Origin of the sequence: Paenibacillus sp. 3LSP, from assembly GCF_032465655.1 — a bacterium.
GTDB lineage: Bacteria > Bacillota > Bacilli > Paenibacillales > Paenibacillaceae > Fontibacillus > Fontibacillus barengoltzii.
Map to the genome: position 1 here is coordinate 30,059 of NZ_JAWDJI010000091.1, position 18,624 is coordinate 48,682.

General features: G+C 49.7%; 18 protein-coding genes. 3 read left to right on the forward strand and 15 right to left on the reverse strand.

Translation table 11 applies throughout. The features are described from left to right. Positions 1-51: 51 nt before the first annotated feature. The 8 genes from RW092_RS07175 to RW092_RS07210 all read right to left on the reverse strand — a co-directional run bounded on the left by RW092_RS07175 (position 52) and on the right by RW092_RS07210 (position 8,180). Positions 52-993: an ABC transporter ATP-binding protein gene (locus RW092_RS07175; protein WP_028537929.1), complete on the reverse strand. Its 942-nt coding sequence runs from the start codon at positions 991-993 to the stop codon at positions 52-54. Next, complete coding sequence (locus RW092_RS07180) at positions 990-1,985, reverse strand: ABC transporter ATP-binding protein (protein WP_316009887.1); 996 nt, start codon at positions 1,983-1,985, stop codon at positions 990-992. Before RW092_RS07180 ends, RW092_RS07175 begins: the two co-directional genes overlap by 4 nt. Positions 1,986-1,996: 11 nt before the next feature. Next, the gene (locus RW092_RS07185; RefSeq protein ID WP_316009888.1) at positions 1,997-2,968 is read right to left on the reverse strand and encodes an ABC transporter permease; all 972 of its coding nucleotides are present in this window, start codon (positions 2,966-2,968) and stop codon (positions 1,997-1,999) included. Further along, positions 2,968-3,900 (reverse strand): ABC transporter permease, encoded by a 933-nt coding sequence (locus RW092_RS07190; RefSeq protein WP_316009889.1) that lies wholly within the window; start codon positions 3,898-3,900, stop codon positions 2,968-2,970. The genes RW092_RS07185 and RW092_RS07190 overlap by 1 nt, the downstream gene beginning before the upstream one ends. A gap of 186 nt (positions 3,901-4,086) precedes the next feature. Beyond that, on the reverse strand, positions 4,087-5,802 hold the full coding sequence (locus tag RW092_RS07195; protein ID WP_316009890.1) for a peptide ABC transporter substrate-binding protein: 1,716 nt from the start codon (positions 5,800-5,802) through the stop codon (positions 4,087-4,089). 225 nt (positions 5,803-6,027) lie between these two features. Then, positions 6,028-6,411, reverse strand: a complete 384-nt coding sequence (locus tag RW092_RS07200; protein ID WP_316009891.1) for a DUF3397 domain-containing protein — start codon at positions 6,409-6,411, stop codon at positions 6,028-6,030. A gap of 82 nt (positions 6,412-6,493) precedes the next feature. Further along, positions 6,494-7,423 (reverse strand): ketopantoate reductase family protein, encoded by a 930-nt coding sequence (locus tag RW092_RS07205; RefSeq protein ID WP_316009892.1) that lies wholly within the window; start codon positions 7,421-7,423, stop codon positions 6,494-6,496. A 103-nt stretch (positions 7,424-7,526) separates the two neighbouring features. Further along, the gene (locus RW092_RS07210) at positions 7,527-8,180 is read right to left on the reverse strand and encodes an RsfA family transcriptional regulator (protein ID WP_009225582.1); all 654 of its coding nucleotides are present in this window, start codon (positions 8,178-8,180) and stop codon (positions 7,527-7,529) included. A gap of 346 nt (positions 8,181-8,526) precedes the next feature. On the opposite strand from RW092_RS07210, the gene RW092_RS07215 reads away from it, so the two are divergent. Together RW092_RS07215 and RW092_RS07220 are read left to right on the forward strand one after the other, a co-directional pair. Next, complete coding sequence (locus RW092_RS07215; protein WP_009225581.1) at positions 8,527-8,763, forward strand: DUF2626 domain-containing protein; 237 nt, start codon at positions 8,527-8,529, stop codon at positions 8,761-8,763. Between the two features lie 129 nt (positions 8,764-8,892). Next, positions 8,893-9,969 (forward strand): coiled-coil domain-containing protein, encoded by a 1,077-nt coding sequence (locus RW092_RS07220; RefSeq protein ID WP_255315286.1) that lies wholly within the window; start codon positions 8,893-8,895, stop codon positions 9,967-9,969. Between the two features lie 15 nt (positions 9,970-9,984). On the opposite strand, the gene RW092_RS07225 is transcribed toward RW092_RS07220, so the two are convergent. Both RW092_RS07225 and RW092_RS07230 read right to left on the reverse strand, forming a co-directional pair. Beyond that, positions 9,985-11,250 carry a sugar ABC transporter substrate-binding protein gene (locus tag RW092_RS07225; protein WP_085169631.1) on the reverse strand — a complete coding sequence of 422 codons (1,266 nt, stop codon included), beginning with the start codon at positions 11,248-11,250 and terminating at the stop codon, positions 9,985-9,987. 445 nt (positions 11,251-11,695) lie between these two features. Beyond that, entirely contained in the window at positions 11,696-13,027 is a 1,332-nt protein-coding gene (locus tag RW092_RS07230) for a PhoH family protein (protein ID WP_127575402.1), read from the reverse strand. A gap of 125 nt (positions 13,028-13,152) precedes the next feature. On the opposite strand from RW092_RS07230, the gene RW092_RS07235 reads away from it, so the two are divergent. Continuing rightward, positions 13,153-13,728: a YhcN/YlaJ family sporulation lipoprotein gene (locus tag RW092_RS07235; protein WP_316009893.1), complete on the forward strand. Its 576-nt coding sequence runs from the start codon at positions 13,153-13,155 to the stop codon at positions 13,726-13,728. Between the two features lie 40 nt (positions 13,729-13,768). Here the strand turns inward: RW092_RS07235 and RW092_RS07240 are convergent, their stop codons facing one another. The 5 genes from RW092_RS07240 to RW092_RS07260 all read right to left on the reverse strand — a co-directional run bounded on the left by RW092_RS07240 (position 13,769) and on the right by RW092_RS07260 (position 18,400). Further along, positions 13,769-14,221: a pyridoxamine 5'-phosphate oxidase family protein gene (locus RW092_RS07240; protein ID WP_016311484.1), complete on the reverse strand. Its 453-nt coding sequence runs from the start codon at positions 14,219-14,221 to the stop codon at positions 13,769-13,771. Positions 14,222-14,327: 106 nt separating this feature from the next. Then, the gene (locus RW092_RS07245; RefSeq protein WP_316009894.1) at positions 14,328-15,422 is read right to left on the reverse strand and encodes an LCP family protein; all 1,095 of its coding nucleotides are present in this window, start codon (positions 15,420-15,422) and stop codon (positions 14,328-14,330) included. Between the two features lie 93 nt (positions 15,423-15,515). After that, positions 15,516-15,824, reverse strand: a complete 309-nt coding sequence (locus RW092_RS07250; protein ID WP_085169634.1) for a YlaH-like family protein — start codon at positions 15,822-15,824, stop codon at positions 15,516-15,518. A gap of 37 nt (positions 15,825-15,861) precedes the next feature. Further along, positions 15,862-17,703, reverse strand: a complete 1,842-nt coding sequence (gene typA / locus RW092_RS07255) for a translational GTPase TypA (RefSeq protein ID WP_016311481.1) — start codon at positions 17,701-17,703, stop codon at positions 15,862-15,864. 202 nt (positions 17,704-17,905) lie between these two features. Next, positions 17,906-18,400, reverse strand: coding sequence for a hypothetical protein (locus RW092_RS07260; protein ID WP_028537918.1), 495 nt, complete (start codon positions 18,398-18,400; stop codon positions 17,906-17,908). Positions 18,401-18,624 lie beyond the last annotated feature (224 nt).

Below are 18,624 nucleotides of genomic sequence, written 5' to 3' on the forward strand. Positions count from 1 at the left end.
AAAAAAACTCCCGCATCCGTCATACACGGCTGCGGGAGTTCGCAGGTTCGATCAACCTTTTTTCGGCATGGAGACGAAATGGCCTTTCGACACTTCCACCAACTCGGAATTCTCCAAGTCGTACAAGCCTCCGCTGGCTGCGCCTTCTTTGCCGATTGGACCGCTGGTCGTATCCTCCAGAACAATCCGTTTCTTATTCGCTTCAACTTCCGGATCCGGAATCGGAATCGCGGACAGAAGGGTTTTGGTATAAGGGTGCAATGGATTGGCATACAGCTCCTCACTATCTGCCAATTCTACGATCCGCCCCAGGTACATCACGGCTACACGGTCACTGATGTGCTTCACCATGGACAAGTCATGTGCGATAAACAGATACGTTAATCCGAGACGTTCCTGCAGATCCTCCAGCAGGTTAACAACCTGGGCTTGAATGGAGACGTCCAGCGCCGAGATCGGTTCGTCACAGATGATGAACTTCGGATTTACCGCAAGCGCGCGAGCAATCCCAATCCGTTGGCGCTGACCGCCGGAGAACTCATGCGGATAACGGGTTGCATGGTCCGGGTTCAGGCCAACCATATCGAGCAATTCCTCAACGCGTTTCTTACGTTCAGCTCTCGAGCCGGCCAAACCGTGGATATCCAGCGCTTCCCCGATAATATCCGTTACGGTAAACCGTGGATTCAGCGATGCATATGGATCCTGGAAGATCATCTGCATATCACGGCGCATCGCTTTCATTTTCTTCGGCGGCAATTTGCTGATATCAACGCCGTTAAAGCGGACGCTGCCAGCTGTAGGCTCGTACAAACGAAGGATGGTACGGCCTGCGGTCGATTTACCGCAACCCGATTCGCCAACGAGGCCAAGCGTTTCGCCTTCGGCAATCGAGAAGCTGATGTCGTTAACTGCTTTCAGGACGTTACCGCCGCCAACATTAAAGTATTTTTTCAAGCCTTCAACTTCAATTAACGTCTTGCCTTTGCTCATGACGACTGTACCTCCTTGGCCATCGGATGAAGATCCCAGCAACGGGCGGTATGTGTTTCGCTAAATACCGTCGCGCCGGGGTCGATGCGTTCACAAATCTTCATCGCTTGGTCGCAACGAGCAGCGAATGGACAACCAATTGGCGGCTTAATCAAGTCCGGCGGCGTCCCGATAATCGGAATCAGCGGTTCGCCTTTCTTCTGGTCCAAACGCGGCATCGAACGTAACAAACCTTTGGTGTACGGATGCTGCGGGTTTTTAAAGATCTCCCACTTCGTTCCGGTCTCCACCACTTCACCCGCGTACATAACGATGACACGATCACACATGCCGGCTACAACGCCAAGGTCATGGGTAATCAAAATGATGGAGGTGCCCAACCGCGATTGCATTTCTTTCATGACGTCCATGATTTGAGCTTGAATCGTCACGTCGAGCGCCGTTGTAGGTTCGTCAGCGATCAACAGCGCAGGCCGGCAGGCAAGCGCAATGGCGATCATGACGCGTTGCCGCATCCCCCCGGAAAATTCGTGTGGATATTGGTTAAAGCGGGCTTCTGCATTTTTGATGCCTACAAGCTTCAGCATTTCGGTAGCCTGTTTCTTCGCTTCGCCCGCTGACATTTTCTGATGTTTGATTAATACTTCAGTAATTTGTCGGCCTACTTTGATTGTAGGATTCAAGGAGGTCATCGGGTCCTGAAATATCATGCCAATATCTTTCCCGCGGATCGATTCCATTTGCTTGTCGCTTTTTTTCAATAGGTCTTGCCCTTGGAAAATAATTTCACCTTGCTTAATAATGGAAGGAGGAGACGGAATCAGGCGCATAATCGTTTGGGCCGTGACACTCTTGCCGCTGCCGGATTCGCCGACGATCGCAACCGTTTCACCTTTCCCCACTTCAAAGTTCATACCGCGAACGGCTTTCACTTCTCCACCTTTGACTTGGAAGGAAACATGCAAATCTTTAACTTGTAAAATCGGCTCCATCATTCCACCTCCTACTTCTTCAGTTTAGGGTCAAGCGCATCGCGAAGACCGTCACCAAAAATATTAAACGCCAGCATGATGATACTGATCAGAATAGCCGGGAACAGCATCCGCCAAGGATAATACAACCAGCCGGTCAAGGCATCGTTGATCATCGAACCCAGCGAAGCAACCGGAGCTTGAACGCCCAAGCCAAGGAAGCTAAGGAAAGCTTCAGCGAAAATGGCGTTAGGCACAGATAAGGTCACCGTAACGATAATTGGCCCTACTGCGTTTGGCAACAAGTGGCGGAACAACAAGCGTCCGTGGCCTGCGCCCATCGAGCGGGATGCCAGTACGTATTCACGGTTTTTCAGTTGCATAATTTCACCGCGGACAATCCACGACATATTAATCCAGCCGGTGATAGTTAATGCCAAGATAATCGTCCCTAAGCTTGGCTCCATCACGACCAGCAAAAGAATCGTAACGAGCAGATAAGGGATGGAGTACAAAATCTCCGAAAACTTACTCATAATTTCATCGACGCGACCGCCGTAGTACCCCATGATTCCGCCGTAAATAACGCCAATCAAGAGGTCGATACACGCCGCCGCCAAACCTACGATCAAGGATATACGAGCTCCCATCCAGGTACGGATAAACATATCACGACCGAGATCATCCGTGCCAAACCAGTGTGCGGCCGATGGCGCTTTGTTCGTATTTAGAAGATCATTCGAATAATAGTTGTAGCCGTAGATTTTACCGACAATCCAAGGAGCGATAATCGCAGCGAGCGTAACCAGCCCCAAGAAAATCAAAGCCGTCATCGCCAGCTTATTGCTGCGCAATCGTTGCCATGCATCACGCCAAGCAGAAATACTTTCGCGTTGAATGACTTCGGCTTCTTTCTCGTCCGCGCCAATTTTGCGGAAATCGTCCGCCGTCAGGTCGACCGGTGTCGGCATCACTTTCATCGGATTTGTATTTTCCATGCGCATTATCCCTCCTTCCCTTTCGCAAGCTTAATTCTCGGATCCACCAGCACGTAAAGGATGTCTGTGATAAACCGGGCCACCATCAAGATTACGCCGTAGAAGATCGTAATCCCCATAATCAACGGATAATCGCGAACGCTGATCGCTTGCACGAACTGCTTCCCGATGCCGCCAATCCCGAAGAGCTGCTCAATCACCACAGAACCGGTTACGATGTTTGCCGTCATCGGTCCCATGTAGGTGATGACCGGCATAATCCCGTTACGAATGACGTGACGGAACAGAATGGCCATCCAGCCCAAGCCTTTTGCCTTTGCTGTTTTAATGTAGTCCGCATGCAATACCTCCAGCATGCTGGAACGAGTCAAACGGGCAATAAACGCGATCGGCTGCGCCGTGAGGGCCGCTACCGGCAACACATAATACATCGGACCTTTAAAGCCCATCGTCGGCAGCCAGTGCAGCTTCGAAGCAAATACGTACTGCAGCAAAGAAGCCACGACGAAGCTAGGTACCGCGATGCCCAGCACCGCTAACACCATCGCCACATTGTCGATCAATTTGCGATGATACAGCGCTGCCAGCATACCAAGCAGTACCCCAAGGACTAACGCGACGATAATCGCAACAATCCCCAGCTTCAATGAAGCCGAAAACGTTTGACTGATAATGTTGGATACATCCTGGTTGATTTGCTTCATGGAAATTCCCAAATCGCCCTGAGCAATTTCACCCAAATATTTCAGATATTGCTGGTAAACGGGCTTATCGAGACCTAACTGTTCTATCAGGCGCTCCTTAATTGCCGGAGGTACCTGCTTCTCTGAAGTCAGCGGATTCCCCGGAATCGCCTTCATCAGGAAAAAGGTAGCTGAGATCAAAATAAACAGTGAAATTAACATGTAAAAAAACTTACTGGCAATATAGCGTACCATGCCCGTTCACACCTCCTTCTTTTAAATTTCGACATATATCGATTTTAGGTGAAAAGAACCACTTTGTCTATTCCATATATTTGTATAAGGACGTAATGCTTGGAAGAAGAGGACACGCAAAAAAAACGGGATATATATGGAATACCCACATATATATCCCGAGATTTCTATGCGATTTGCAATGACTTATTTACGATCATCCGTAATATAAGCGCGGGTGTAATCGATCGCACCACTGTAATCAAGTACTACACCTTTCAACCACGGTTTCGTAGCCGAAACGTTTGTATAGTAGTAAATCGGCATCAGAACTTGATTTTCTTTGATCAAGATTTCTTCTGCTCTTGCGAAGTTCTTGTCGCGAACAGCCATATCGTCGCTAGTTTTGGCTTCTTTGATCAGCTTGTCGTATTCTTCGTTCGAGAAGCCGGTGTCGTTGTTACCGCCACCTGTTACCCACATATCCATGAATGTCATCGGATCGTTGTAGTCTGCACTCCAACCAGCACGAGCTACTTGGTAGTTCAGGTTTTGACGGTTTTCGATGAATACGGCCCATTCTTGGTTTTCCGCTTTCACGTCAACGCCCAGGTTTTTCTTCCACATATCCGCAACTGCCAAAGCGATTTTCTTGTGCCCTTCACTGGAGTTGTAAGTCAATGTGATCTCAGGCAGTTTTGTGTAACCTTCTTCTTGCATGCCTTGTTCAAGCAGCTTCTTCGCTTCTTCTAAGTTTTCCGCGAAGTAGTCGTCTTTATGTTCGTTACGGTATTCGTCATTCACGCCTTTGATACCCGGAGGTACGAAGCCAAATGCCGGAACTTGTCCGCCCAGCGTTACGTTGTCAACAATTTTTTGACGATCGATTGCCATCGAGAACGCTCTGCGGATATTTACGTTATCAAACGGTTTAGCCGTTACGTTAAATTCATAGTAGTACGTACTTGCAATCCCTTTGATCTCCAATTCGTCTTTCAATTGATCTTTCAGGATCGGAATTTGGTCGGTTGGGATTTCGCCGTTAGGCGCACCTGCGCGATCCAATTCGTTGTTTTGGTAAGAAGCCAACTCAGTTGCGCCGCTGTTAACCAGAGACATGGTGATTTTGTTCAGCTTGATGTTAGCTTTATCCCAATAGTTTTCGTTCTTCGTTACTTCGATCGATTGGCCTTTCACCCAGTTGGTCAGCGTGAACGCGCCGTTAACGATCATTTTGCTTTGGTCAACCGCCCATTTCGGATCATCCTTAACGGATTGGTGAACCGGATAGAACGTATAGAAGGAAGTCAGACCGAGGAAGTAAGGAGTTGGAGCAACCAGTTCTACTTCCAGCGTGTAGTCGTCAACTGCTTTGACGCCAACTTGGCTGAAGTCTGTAATTGTTCCTTCGTTATATTCTTGAGCATTTTTCAAGTAGTACAATTGATAAGCATAAGGTGCAGCCGGATCTGTGTTCGGGCTCAGCACGCGCTCCCAAGCGAATACGAAATCGTTCGCCGTTACAGGGTCGCCATTGCTCCAAGTTGCGTCCTTGCGCAGATGGAACGTATACTTCGTTCCGTCAATGTCCCAGCTTTCAGCTGCAGCGGGGATAACTTGACCGGATTCATCCATACGAGTAAGACCTTCATACATCAATTTCAGAACCGTGTTCGCTTGGCTGTCTTGAGCTTGAGCCGGATCAAATGTTGGTGGTTCAGCGCTCAGGTTAATTCTAAGCGTTTGATCTGCGGCCAGTTTCTCTCCGCCGGTGTTACCATTGTCGGAAGCTGTATTGCCTCCATTTGCTGCGCCATTGTTAGCAGCGCCACTGTTTCCGTTGTTCGATCCGCATGCGGCAAGCAAAGTGCCGACTGCAAGAACGAGCGTCAGAAGAAGCAATAGACTCTTACTCTTCTTCATCTAGCAATATCCCCCTTAAAATGGTTTGGTATATGTTTTTAGATTATACAACCAGCGGTCAAAAAAATCCAACACAAAATTAAAGATTTTTCGCGTAATTTGTCAAATTTCGCGCTAGACTTTAACAAAATAGTCCAATATACAATATTGACATTTGATTTTCTTAACAATTAACCAAGAATGTCATCCTTTTATTCGGTATTGAAAAGTTAACCATAGTTTGGCCTAAGCGGCGGTGATATATGTAATAAAGCTGATCAAAAATAATAAAACGTATGCTAATCCGGTTGCCGCAAACGCCAAACGCCACACCACACGCAGCAGCTTGCGGGCGTCGACCCTTCCCTTCAGGCGAGTCTGCGCCCCGCCAATCAATCCGCTAACCACCAATAGAATGATTAGAATCAGATAGAAGCCAAAGGTCGAATGGAACAGATTATTAAACAAAGCAGAGACCGACAAGATCAGAAACAGCGTCGTTACGTCCATGGCCAGCTTCAGCGCTCTTTTCTTGTCCCGTTTGACATAATAATGAATGAAGTAAACGAGCCCAAATGGAATGACCGGTATCATAGCCAACACGATCAAGGAAGAGACCAACGCTTCCAAAGCCTCACCTCCGCATCAATTTTGGTTATAGAAAAAATCAATTCAAAAAAGTAAGTAACTATATTTTTATATCCATGTCAGCTTACAAAGCTCGGACCAACCGCCAAACCATCTCGTGTCCGGGAACCGCGATCCCTTTGCTGTGCGCCATCTCAACGATTTTCCCGTTAATCTGATCAATCTCCGTTGGCGCTCCCTGCTGCACGTCCTTTAGCATGGAAGAGATATTCGTTGAGGTTGATCGACAAACCTTGACGATTTGATTGAACATATCGGCATCGTGTGGAATCCCGTAAGCCTCATAAACCTGTAATCCTTCATCGCAAAGTTGCTGGAGCAGGCCCATTCGTTCATCGTTCTCCAACAGTTGGCCGTTATTCAGCCGCCACAAAGCTGTTAAGGGGTTAATCACCGCATTGATTAGCAGCTTTCTATAGACTTCTCTCCCGATGTCTTTCGACAAAAGGGCGGTAAATCCTGCCTTCACCAGCAATTTCACGAAACTTTCTGCATGAGACTCCAGCTCGGCCATATCGCCGTTCGCACCAATCTGCGTTGTCCCCTGGCCAGCCCGGTTCACGCTGCATTCATCCAGCCGTTTGGCACCTTCCGTTGTAATCGCCGCATAGAGCGGTATCCCCGGCAATGCTTTGCCGATCAGCTCAAGATGTCCGATCCCATTTTGAAAGCACACAACCTTCGTCTCTGGCCCCACAATCTGCTTCAGAAAAGACAGCAGCTTCGCATCGATATGGCGTTGCTTCGTCGTTAACACCAGCCATTCAGCCGCCCGCTCCGGCACGCCACTTTCTCCAGCGGGTAAAGCTTTGAACCGCTTTCCATGCACAACGGTTGTGGACCCGTCCGCTTCAGTAAGACGAATCCCTTCTTTATTCAGCTTTGCAGCCTGCTCAGCGGTTCTTGTCCAAAAACGTACCGGCAGACCAGACGCCGCCAGCTTACCGCCAAACAGCAGCCCCAGTGCACCGGCGCCGATGATATCGATCTGCATGGAGCTCCACTCCCTTTCTGTATCTCCTAATCCCTTTATACCAAACTCCCCCTAACAACACAAAAATCCCGCCATTTAGGCGAGATTTTGCGATAGTTTTCGGTTATTCGATCCGTTCTAAATTTCCGTTCGCATCCATTTTGAATCTGGATTTGTTTTCTTCGTCTTCTTCATTTAAGAAAGCTAATCTTCTAGCCCGGTCCATGATCTGAATTAACGCTTTATAGTCGTCGTTCACAACCCGATAATCCGTCTGCACCTCATTGACCTGCGCCGACAACTTCTCGTTTTCCTCGCGAAGCTTCGCAATCTCCTCTTCTTTCTCTTTAAGCTCTTTCTCCAGCGTTTTGATTTGCCGATTCGTTTCCTGAATCGTGTTTTTCCATCCGCGTAAGAAGCGGATCACCGCGTCAATCGAAATCGTCTCCTCCGACACCCCATCTCCGCGATAACCGTTGTCGTCCATATCGACGGAAGTAAGCGAGGCCATGCCGGAACCGGCCGTTAGCGAGTTTTGCTTTTTCATATAATTACGTTTCTGTCTTTGTGCTTTCGCGATGCTGATGGCCGCTTCGTACTTCTTGCGAACGCAGCTGTTCCATCGGAAACCGCAGGCCGCCGCCGTTCTGCCTATCCGTTCCCCGACCTCTTCGAAAGCGTTTAATTGGGTGCTGCCCTCCCGTATATGCCGAAGGGTAACCTCGGCCAGAATCAAATCATCTTCTGGGCTCCATGCATCTTGTCTCACAGCTGTCATGCTATAAAAACCTCCTAACGACATCCTAATCTAACCGTCATCCAACCGGCGGTCTCCGGCAGGCGTAAGGGTAAAATGCTTCTTACTCCATTTCTATGCCTCTCATAGAGTTCATAGAATCTATTTGATACTAAAATGTATTTCCAAAATCCGGGGACTCCATACATGACGTTTCATGAAATGAATAACAAGAGCAGGGGGCGCCAACACTACTGTAAGGTTTGTCACAACAACACCTTCGATATTTGGCTAAATCGTGACTTTTCGTTTACACTTTTCAGCCTAACGGGTATAATGGGAAAAGGAATGGAAGGCTCGTTGATACATAAGAAAGGGGGATTACCTCGTGGCACGCATGTTTCGCGTCCTTGGCTTCTTCACACTGGCTATTGGGCTTATGGCCTTTGCGGGCGATCTGACGGAAATGGCTTTGCTGTTCTTCTTGCAAACCGCCTTTTTCGTCCTTTTCGGCTATCTGAAGCTTACCGAGAGAACCTATATCCTGCTGTTCTGGGGATATATGATCGTCGCATTTACCGGTTTCAGCTACTGGACGGTCTTCAAAATGGGTTTACCCCTCTAATCCCAAATCTCATAAGTATTTCAAAAAGGTGTTTCGGCATGATGCTGGAACGCCTTTTTTCGTGAGTTCTGCTATTTCGGGACCTGTTATCATATATATAGGACAACTACAGATGGGAGAGGATCGTTGTTGAAGATACGCATCATATCGCTCTGTCTATTGCTGTTGCTGGCAGCTCTTCAGTTTGCCAGTTTGTCGGCTGCCGCTGCTCCGCTGACTGCTGAAGAACAACAGATCCTGGAACAAAGCTTGTCCATTCAGGAAATCGACCGGGAAATCGAGCGAATCGCTTCCCGCCAGCAAGAGACGGCAACAGACCTTCACAAGCTGCAGGCACTATTAAGCGATAAAAACGAGCAAATCCGGATCAGCCGCGAACAAGCTGGCTTAAGATTACGCGCGTATTATATGGGGGAACGGGAAAATCTGCTGTATGCTTTGCTGAGTGTGAACAGTCTGAAGGATTTTTTTACCGTATTGGATTATTATCAACTCATTCTGGATCGGGATCGTACCATCCTTAACCAATACAAGTCGGAATATGCTGATCTGACGAAGACCAAACAGAAGCTGGAAGCCACGTCCACTGAACTGGCCCGTATGAAGGAGGAACTGGAGCTCCAGCGCACCCGGGTGGCCGCGCTTCGACAAAGCGTCGACGAATCCCTTGGCCTCAGCGCCGATCCCGAGAAGTTAAAGGCGTTAATTCAGGAGTTGACTGCCTATTGGGAGAACGTTGGACTGTACGAGCTTCGCAGATATTTTCAGGCACTCAGCTCCGCGATGTCGCAATTCTCCGACTTTTTGAAGCAGAACGAGAGCAGTTTGATTGCTGAAAAAGGGGGCTATCGTCTTGAGGTCCACGAGCAGGATCTAAATGCGTTTCTCTACCGCAAGAGCGAGCTGCTCAAGGATATGAGCTTTCAATTCAAAACAAATAAGATCATCGCACGCGGCAGTCGGGAAGGCTTGGAGCTCGAAGTCGAGGGGCATTATACGGTGGAGCAGGAACCGGAGAACGCAATTGTTTTCCACGTAGACCGTTTGCTGTTTAATGGATTGGCTCTCCCGGATACGACGCGTGCTGAACTGGAGCGGGATTTCGACCTTGGCTTTTATCCGAAAAAAATCGTCCCCTTCGTGGAGGCCACTGAAGCGGTGATCTCCGAGGGGACGTTAACTGTGAAATTGAAGTTGACATTATAAATACGAGGTGATGTTTTATCGACTTAGCTCAGCCAACCGTCCGCGATATTGTTTGCCGGTTATCGCTCCGCTTAAAAAATCGGTGGTGGGCGGTGCGAAAGCTGCGAGCTGTTCCGGTAGCGATGGACTGGCTGGCAGCACAATGCCGGATCCCGCAGCCAACGTGGCGGGGATCCAAGCGGGAAGCTGATTTCGCGCGGCTTCGTAATAAATCGTTTTGAGAACGGGAAGATTCCCGGTAGTTTCATACCATCGCGCTTGATTATAAAGGGAGGTCATTTCCGAGATCCACAATCCGGCCGCATCGGGATGATCCGTTTGGGAAGAAACGGCGTAACTTCGGCCGAGGATCCACGTCGACGCTAGATTCTGTTGCAACTCAGGCATCCAGATTTTCGTGCGAGGATGCCGGTGCTTCTCGGCTTCCGTTGCCGTCGTGATCATCATCGACAGTTCGCCGTCACTCAGCTTGCTCCACGCATCCAATCCAGTCAAGCTAGAATCCATGAGCGTTGAGCGCAGTGATTCCAGCAGTTGCAAGGCGTATGTCAGATGCCCCTCTTCCATTGCATAGAAGGGTCCTGAACCGGTTGGTTTCCAGCCTCCGCCGACTTGCCATAGTAAGGTCGCTGCAGCGTAGGGATCACGGAAATCCAACCCTAATAGGTAGGGCTGGGAATGTTGTTTTTTGAAGGTGGAGATGAAGACGTTCCAATCATCCGCTGTAGCCGGCGGGCGTTTCCATCCTAACTGCTTCAGCTTGTCCTCATGATAGACCAGCACATAGGGATCCACATCGAGCGGGACTCCCCAGACGTAACCATTCCACTCGTTCGGAATTAAGGAAGCGCTTAACACTTCGCCTGACAACGAGCCCGAGAAATACCCCTCCGTGGGCAGCAGGTAACCGTCCGCCGCAAAACGGCGAACCCAGACATTGTCCAAAAGCAGGACGTCCGGCGACTCCCCAAGCTTCATTAGCTTGCGTTGGTACGCGGGATAACTCTCCTCCATCGGCACATTCACTAGATCCACCTCCACCGGATGGCTCAGCGTAAACTGCCGGTTCATCTCCTCCAGACGACGGAAGTCAGTCTCATTCATCTGTACTGCCACCTGGATGTGGCCAGTCTCCTCCTTGGTTTGCGCTTCAGGCGGCGTAACCGGCTGAGCCTCCCCGCCGTCTTCTTGGCGAACTAGCGTTAATTCTTCGCTAGGCGACAGATTAATTAAAGCGAGCAGGAGGATTGCAAAAAGCACCCAATGATTTTTTCGCTTCACGCCTGTCCTTCCTCTCCACAATTTAGGAGCGCACGTCACGTCAATCGATAACCTTCTGATACTCCGTATTGTAGCAAATTGCCGGATGAATTGTCCCGTAAAAAAATGTATAAGCCGCGGCGGGCCCTCTGACCGATATGTGATTTCGAACTGTAACTGATCCGCCTCTTAGTTGAGTTTACCACCATTCACTGAAAAGTCCGGCTCACGTGATTCCTGCAAAAATACAGTTTTTGTGCGGGGAAGTTACTATTTTGTCTAGAAAGCCTGGAAAAGTGCAGGCTTTTTTGTGGAAAAGCCCTTTTTGCCCTATTTCGCGAAAAATAATTGCACTTTTGCAGGTTCCCACTTCGAGAACACACACGAAAAAAGCCCGGTGAATCAAGTTGAACGATTCGCCGGGCTGCTACTATGATTTTCCTCGAATGTGAGCGAGCTCTCCCTTCTACAATAAATCCGCCGCCAGCTGAGCCAGCTTCGAGCGTTCGCCCTTCTCCAGCGTGATATGCCCGCTGATCCCCTGGTCGCGAAAGCGTTCGACCAATATGGTTAACCCGTTGCTGGAAGCGTCCAGATACGGATGGTCGATCTGCTCCGGATCACCGACCAGCACGATCTTGCTGCCTTCGCCGACGCGCGACACGATTGTCTTCACCTCATGGCGGGACAGGTTTTGCGCCTCGTCCACGATAATAAACTGCCCCGGGATTGAGCGGCCGCGGATGTAGGTGAGGGCCTCGACCTGGATGCTGCCCAGCCCCATCAAGATTTTCTCAATGTCACCGGATTTCTTCGTATCGAATAGATACTCCAGGTTATCATAGATCGGCTGCATCCACGGACGCAGCTTTTCTTCCTTTTCTCCGGGAAGATAACCGATATCTTTGCCCATCGGGACAACGGGCCGGGCAATCAACAGCTTTTTGTATTTGTGCTCATCTTCGACCTTCAACAGCCCGGCGGCTAACGCAAGCAACGTCTTCCCCGTCCCGGCTTTGCCCGTGATCGTGACGAGCGGAATATCATCGTTAAGCAGCAATTCCAATGCCATGCGCTGCTGCGCATTTCGAGCGCTGATTCCCCAAATCGGCTCATTGCTAAGATACAACGGTTCCAAACGAGTAGCATCTTCGTTTACTTTCAGCAAAGCGGATTTTCCGGTTCCCATTTCATCTTTTAATATCACAAACTCATGCGGATAAAGGGAATAACTAAGTCCCAGCGGTTTAATGGGCAAAAAGCGATACGTATAAAATTCATCGATCACCGATGGGTGAACCTTAATGGTTGAATAACCTCCGTATAGATCGCTGGGGCCTACGGTTCGGTCTGACAAGTAATCCTCAGCATGAAGTCCTAGAACATCGGCTTTGATCCGAACCAGTACATCCTTGCTGACCAGGATCACCGGCCGCGGCGTTTCCATCTCCGCTTGCTCCAGGTGATAATTCAGGGCTACGGCAAGAATCCGGTTGTCGTTAGTGACTTCCCCGAACATTTCCTGAACCTTGACGAAGCTGCGGTGATTTAACTCCACCTTAATTCGCCCGCCGCCCTCCAGCGGTACGCCATCATGCAAATGGCCCGTCGACCGCAAGCCATCCAGCAAGCGGGAGACGCCCCGCGCATTCCGGCCGATCTCGTCGGCGTTACGCTTCTTGCTGTCGATTTCCTCCAGCACGACAGCCGGAATGACCACATCATGTTCGTCAAAGGCAAATACGGCCCCCGGATCATGCAATAATACATTCGTATCCAATACAAAGATCTTCTTCACCATTATCCCCTCCACCGCGGTCATTGCAGCCTTATGAGCATACATATTTTTTGGCGTCCCGGGAACTCTATAACCGATATTAGAACCCGGTATCGAGAGATCAATTCCGAAAGGACGGATCGAACATGCGATTATGGCTGTGTTTGTTACTGACGGCTACCCTGCTTACAAGTTGCGGAACTCGTTCTGAAAAGGCATCACCCTCTCCAAATAATCAAACAGGGAATGCGCCCCAGGCACAAAGCGTGGACCCTTATGCAACCAATATCAACGATAAAGAGGTCATGTCGGACCAGGAAAGACAAGTATATTTGGAACAACTGGTGAAAAAAGTCCCCGGCGTGAAAGGCGCGCATTGTGTCATTATGGGCAAAACCGCCATCGTAGGTATCGATGTGGATAGCCGCCTCGAACGTGCAAGGGTTGGAAGCATTAAATATACGGTAGCTGAAGCGCTTCGGAAAGATCCGCACGGGGCCGGCGCCATCGTCACCGCGGATATCGACTTAAATCAACGAATTGCCGAGATCGGCAAAAAAATCCGCGAAGGTCGGCCGGTATCCGGCTTCGCCACCGAGCTGGCAGATATTATCGGCCGGATCGTCCCTCAGATTCCGAACGATACCCGTCCGCCGGAAGGCAATCCGAAGCAAATGCAAATCGCCCCTGGCGACGGCGGAACGCGGCAAAATCTGCGTTAAGTTTGTCCCAAGAAGGAAAAAAAGCCTAGCGATCAATTCGCTAGGCTTTCTTCATGGCTTCAAACACTTGACGATCCAGCATGTCCGCAGCACGCTGGTCATAAACTTTGGCATATTCCGGCGGTGACACCAGTTGCGCGCCATAAAACAACGCGTTTCGCACCGCATCGATCTGGATGTCGAAACAGCACATATTAAACGGCACTCCATCCAGTGGATCCTGTACAACGGAAGCTCGGCCATTGATGGCATAAATCGTATCCTGGCCAAACACCGTCACCGTCGCCCGCGGATTGGCCTTCAAATTGCCGACCAATCTGGAGCGATGATCCAGAGCCAGCCGCAACTTCGAAGGATCCACCGCATACACCCAAGAAATCGCACTGGATGTAGGGCCGCCGGATTCCTGATCCACCGTGTTCAACAGTACATACGTTTCGGACTGGAGTAGGGAATAAAGCGAATCAGACAATTGGGTTACGACTTCGGACATTAGACCAGCCCTCCTGTACGGTGTTACATCGGATTTCTGCTCAATACGCTTCAGCTATCCTTAAGTCAATTGTATTATAGCACGCAGCAAAACTTGCATTCAATCGTCAGTTGACCTGTCCGTCTTCCGTCTCCCCGCTGTTTGCCTGCGCCGAACCTGCCTTCCCGTCGAGCTGATCCTTCAGCGCCTGCTTGGCCGCTTCGAGTTCATCCTGATGCAAGTACACGTACGGACTCTTCCAATCCCCGGTTACTGGCATGAAATCTACATTTTCCTTGGAAATATTCCAGTACGCTTGAATGATATTCTTCATTTGCTGCGATTCCAGGTCCGTCTCCAAATTCTTGCCGACGGATTCAATGACTTTGCCAGCCCCCATGACCCCATTCAGCGACTTCGCTTGATCAATCAGGGCGTGAAGCACTTCATTTTGTCGGCGGTTACGATCGAAATCATCCGAACCCTTCGTCTTCGGACTACAGTTCGATTTGCGGTAGCGAACATAACCTAACGCATCTTCCCCGTTCAGGTGCTGCTCGCCTTTCTTCAGATTGATATTCGTGCCATCCGCCGTATCCCGATAACACATGTTGGCATCCACATTGACGTCCACGCCGCCCAGCGCATCCACCACATCGCGGAACCCTTGGAAATTCAGCACCGTTACATAATCGATGTTGATCCCAAAAAACTTGCTCATCATCGTTTTCATTTCCTGAGTGGCAGGGATTCCTGATTTCTTCTCTGCCGCTAGGAAGTTCGGATAGTACGCATTGAGCTTATTCGTCTTATATCCGTCCAATTCCAGCTTCGTATCGCGCGGAAGAGAGACAACCGTGGCCGATTTCGTATCCGGGTTCATCGCGATGACCATCATCACGTCACTCAGATGGGTGCCGGTCTGCGGACGGTAATCCGTCCCTAGGAGCAACATCGTAATCGGCTTGACCTTGGCGGATTTCTCAGGTGCCACCTCGCCTGAGGTCCCTGTGGCATCGATCACCTTATCGGCGGTATAGAATAAATACCCTGCATAAAGGCCTACCCCAATCACTCCGATAATGAGGAGCGTCAGGACGGTTCGGAAGAACCGTTTGAGGCCGCTGGATTTTCTTTTTCGAGTGGAACCCCGTTTTGAACCTTTTGTCGACCCTCGTTGGCCTTGCCCTCGTGGAGGTAAGCCGCTGCGGTTAGAACTCATGAACTAAAACACCTTATTTCTGTAAAAATGTTGTTGTATTCAATAAGACGTACCGAGCTTCGGAAAAGTTACCGGTTCGAAAGCGAAGGTAAATTATACCGATTTATCGCCAGACGGCGAACCCTTCTTGCTCTGCTTGTTCCGTCGTCCCTCGACAAAATAACGAATTCTCACCATAAGCATCAAAACGACAGCCACCAGCAAACATTGAATGATCGGCAGCTTATCAATTTGGAAAATGAGCAGCAGGAAGGAACCCAGCGCCATGAGGAGGTACAAAATAATCTCCTTAAACAGCGGCAGCTTCTGCTGTGCACGAAACACCTTATTGTAAACATAAATAATCAGCACGAAGATCAGCACGTAGGAAATTATCGGATGGCTGGCAAACCAAGCCTGCATAACGAAACCCTCCTTCAAATGGCAACCTTATTCCTAATTATAGGTTGGCTTCCGCCATTTTGCGATGTTTTTCTGCACGTTCCCGCTCGCTCTTGTTCAGAATCTTCTTGCGCAAGCGAACCGATTTTGGCGTAATTTCGCAATATTCGTCGTCATTCAAATATTCCAGCGCCTGTTCCAGCGAGAAGAGCCGCGGTGTCTTCATCTTCACTGTTTCGTCCTTCGTAGCAGAACGGACGTTGGTCAGTTGTTTTTCTTTACAAATATTTACAACGATATCATTATCGCGGGTATGCTCCCCTACGATCATACCTTCATAAATTTCTGTACCTGGTTCCACGAACAGGATGCCGCGATCCTCAATGGACAAGATCCCGTAAAGGGTCGAAACGCCGTTTTCACTGGAAACCAGCACGCCTTCATGACGTCCGCCAACTTGCCCGCCAACAAATGGACCATAGCTGTCGAACGCATGGTTCATCACGCCGTAGCCGCGAGTCAACGTCAGGAAATGCGTCCGATACCCGATCAAGCCGCGGGCTGGAATCAAGAATTCCAAGCGAACTTGGCCATTACCGTTGTTGACCATATTCACCATTTCCGCTTTGCGGGAACCTAAACTTTCCATAACGGCGCCCATGCTCTCTTCCGGCACGTCGATCAGCAGGCGTTCGATCGGTTCCATCTTCACGCCGTCGATTTCCCGTACGATAACCTCAGGCTTAGATACTTGCAGCTCGTATCCTTCACGACGCATATTCTCGATCAGAATCCCCAGGTGAAGCTCACCACGGCCAGATACGATAAAGGCGTCCGGGCTGTCCGTCTCATCCACACGCAAGGAAACGTCCGTTTCGAGTTCCTTAAACAGACGCTCGCGCAGTTTACGGGAAGTCACCCATTTACCCTCACGTCCCGCAAACGGGCTGTTATTTACAAGGAACGTCATTTGCAGCGTTGGTTCATCGATTTTCAAGACCGGCAAGGCTTCCGGGTTGTTCGGATCGGCGATCGTTTCCCCGATATTGATATCCTTAATCCCGGCAACGGCGACGATGTCCCCGGCGCCCGCTTCTTCGATTTCCACGCGGCGCAAGCCTTGGAAGCCAAACAGCTTCTCGATGCGTGCCGTCTTCTTGCTGCCGTCACGGGTCATGACTGCGACAGATTGACCTTGGCGAATCACGCCGCGGTTCACTCGGCCAATGGCGATCCGTCCCAAGTATTCGTTATAGTCCATCAACGTGACGAGGAATTGCAGCGGCTCATCGACGTTCTCCGTCGGTGCCGGAATATGATCGATGATCGTTTCATACAATGCCAGCATGTTGTCATCCTGCTTCTCTGGATCCAGGCTGGATGTGCCGTTCAACGCCGAAGCGTAAACGACAGGGAAGTCCAACTGATCATCGCTGGCTTCCAACTCGATAAACAGATCCAGCACCTCGTCGATGACTTCGGCCGGACGTGCGGCCGGACGGTCGATTTTGTTCACCACAACGATAGGTGTCAGATGGTGTTCCAGCGCTTTGCGAAGTACGAACTTCGTCTGCGGCATGCAGCCTTCGTAAGCATCCACCACGAGCAGCACGCCGTCGACCATTTTCATAATCCGTTCTACTTCCCCGCCGAAGTCGGCGTGTCCCGGAGTATCCACAATATTAATCAAATAGTCTTTGTACGTAATGGCAGTATTTTTGGCCAAAATGGTAATTCCGCGTTCCCGCTCCAAATCGTTGGAGTCCATGGCCCGCTCTTGCACTGCTTCGTTCTCCCGGAAGATCCCGGATTGCTGCAGCAGTTTATCGACGAGTGTCGTTTTCCCGTGGTCAACGTGGGCAATAATCGCAATATTGCGAATTTGTTTTCTATCATGCATAGGTTTGTCTCCATATCCTTTCGTCTCTATAGATTATTGAGAAGGGTTTATCAATACAATTTGCACTTCGAACAGGAATTAGTCGACAAGACCAAGTGCCGTCTCATCCACCACAAAACAAAGCGTCGACTTAAATGCCGACGCTTGACATATCCCTTATATTATACGTGAAATCTTGAAATTTTCAAGAACTATCCCTGCCTCACCATGATCTCCGACGGTTGCCTCGACCTGCAATCAACCAAATCCCGGCAACGATTAGAACAATAGCCAAGAAATAAACGATGGATGAAGCAAACAACGTCCAACCGAGCAACAGAAGTGAGATCGCTCCCAAAATCAGGGCGGCGATGAATATTCCGTTCTGCCGCTGAGGCGCGAAGTAACCATACTCAAACAAACCGACGGCAACGCCGAGGAAGAAGATCGGCCAGGTGTATTTCAAGGTTTGCCATCCACCGATAACCCCGGTAAAAAATACAAGGCTGTAGACGACCAGAATGGCACCAGGAAGCAGCAATTCCGCAGGACCTTTCCGCCAGAAATGCCAGATGTGCAGCAAAATCCCAGGGATCAGCAGCAGCAGCGGCCAAAGCGCTCTTCCCAGAAAGCTGAAAAACCCTAATTTACCGAGCAGGATAATCACTCCGGCAGCGAGGATCAAGACGCCAGTCATGAGTTTGTTGTTGTCGGACATATCCACCACACACCTTCCAGAAGACAATGAGGGACAAGACGTTGCAATTTACGACATCCCCTTCACTTCCAGTTTATATGAATTCTGCCCAAAAAACCACTCGGCCTAAGGCGGGGACCGATGTTTTTTTCGGATGGTGTGGATGGAACTGCCGGGGGCGTTAGCTGCGCCCGGCGTTATATTTTCGCAGCCAGCCGAACATAATAACGACCGCGGCGGTTCCC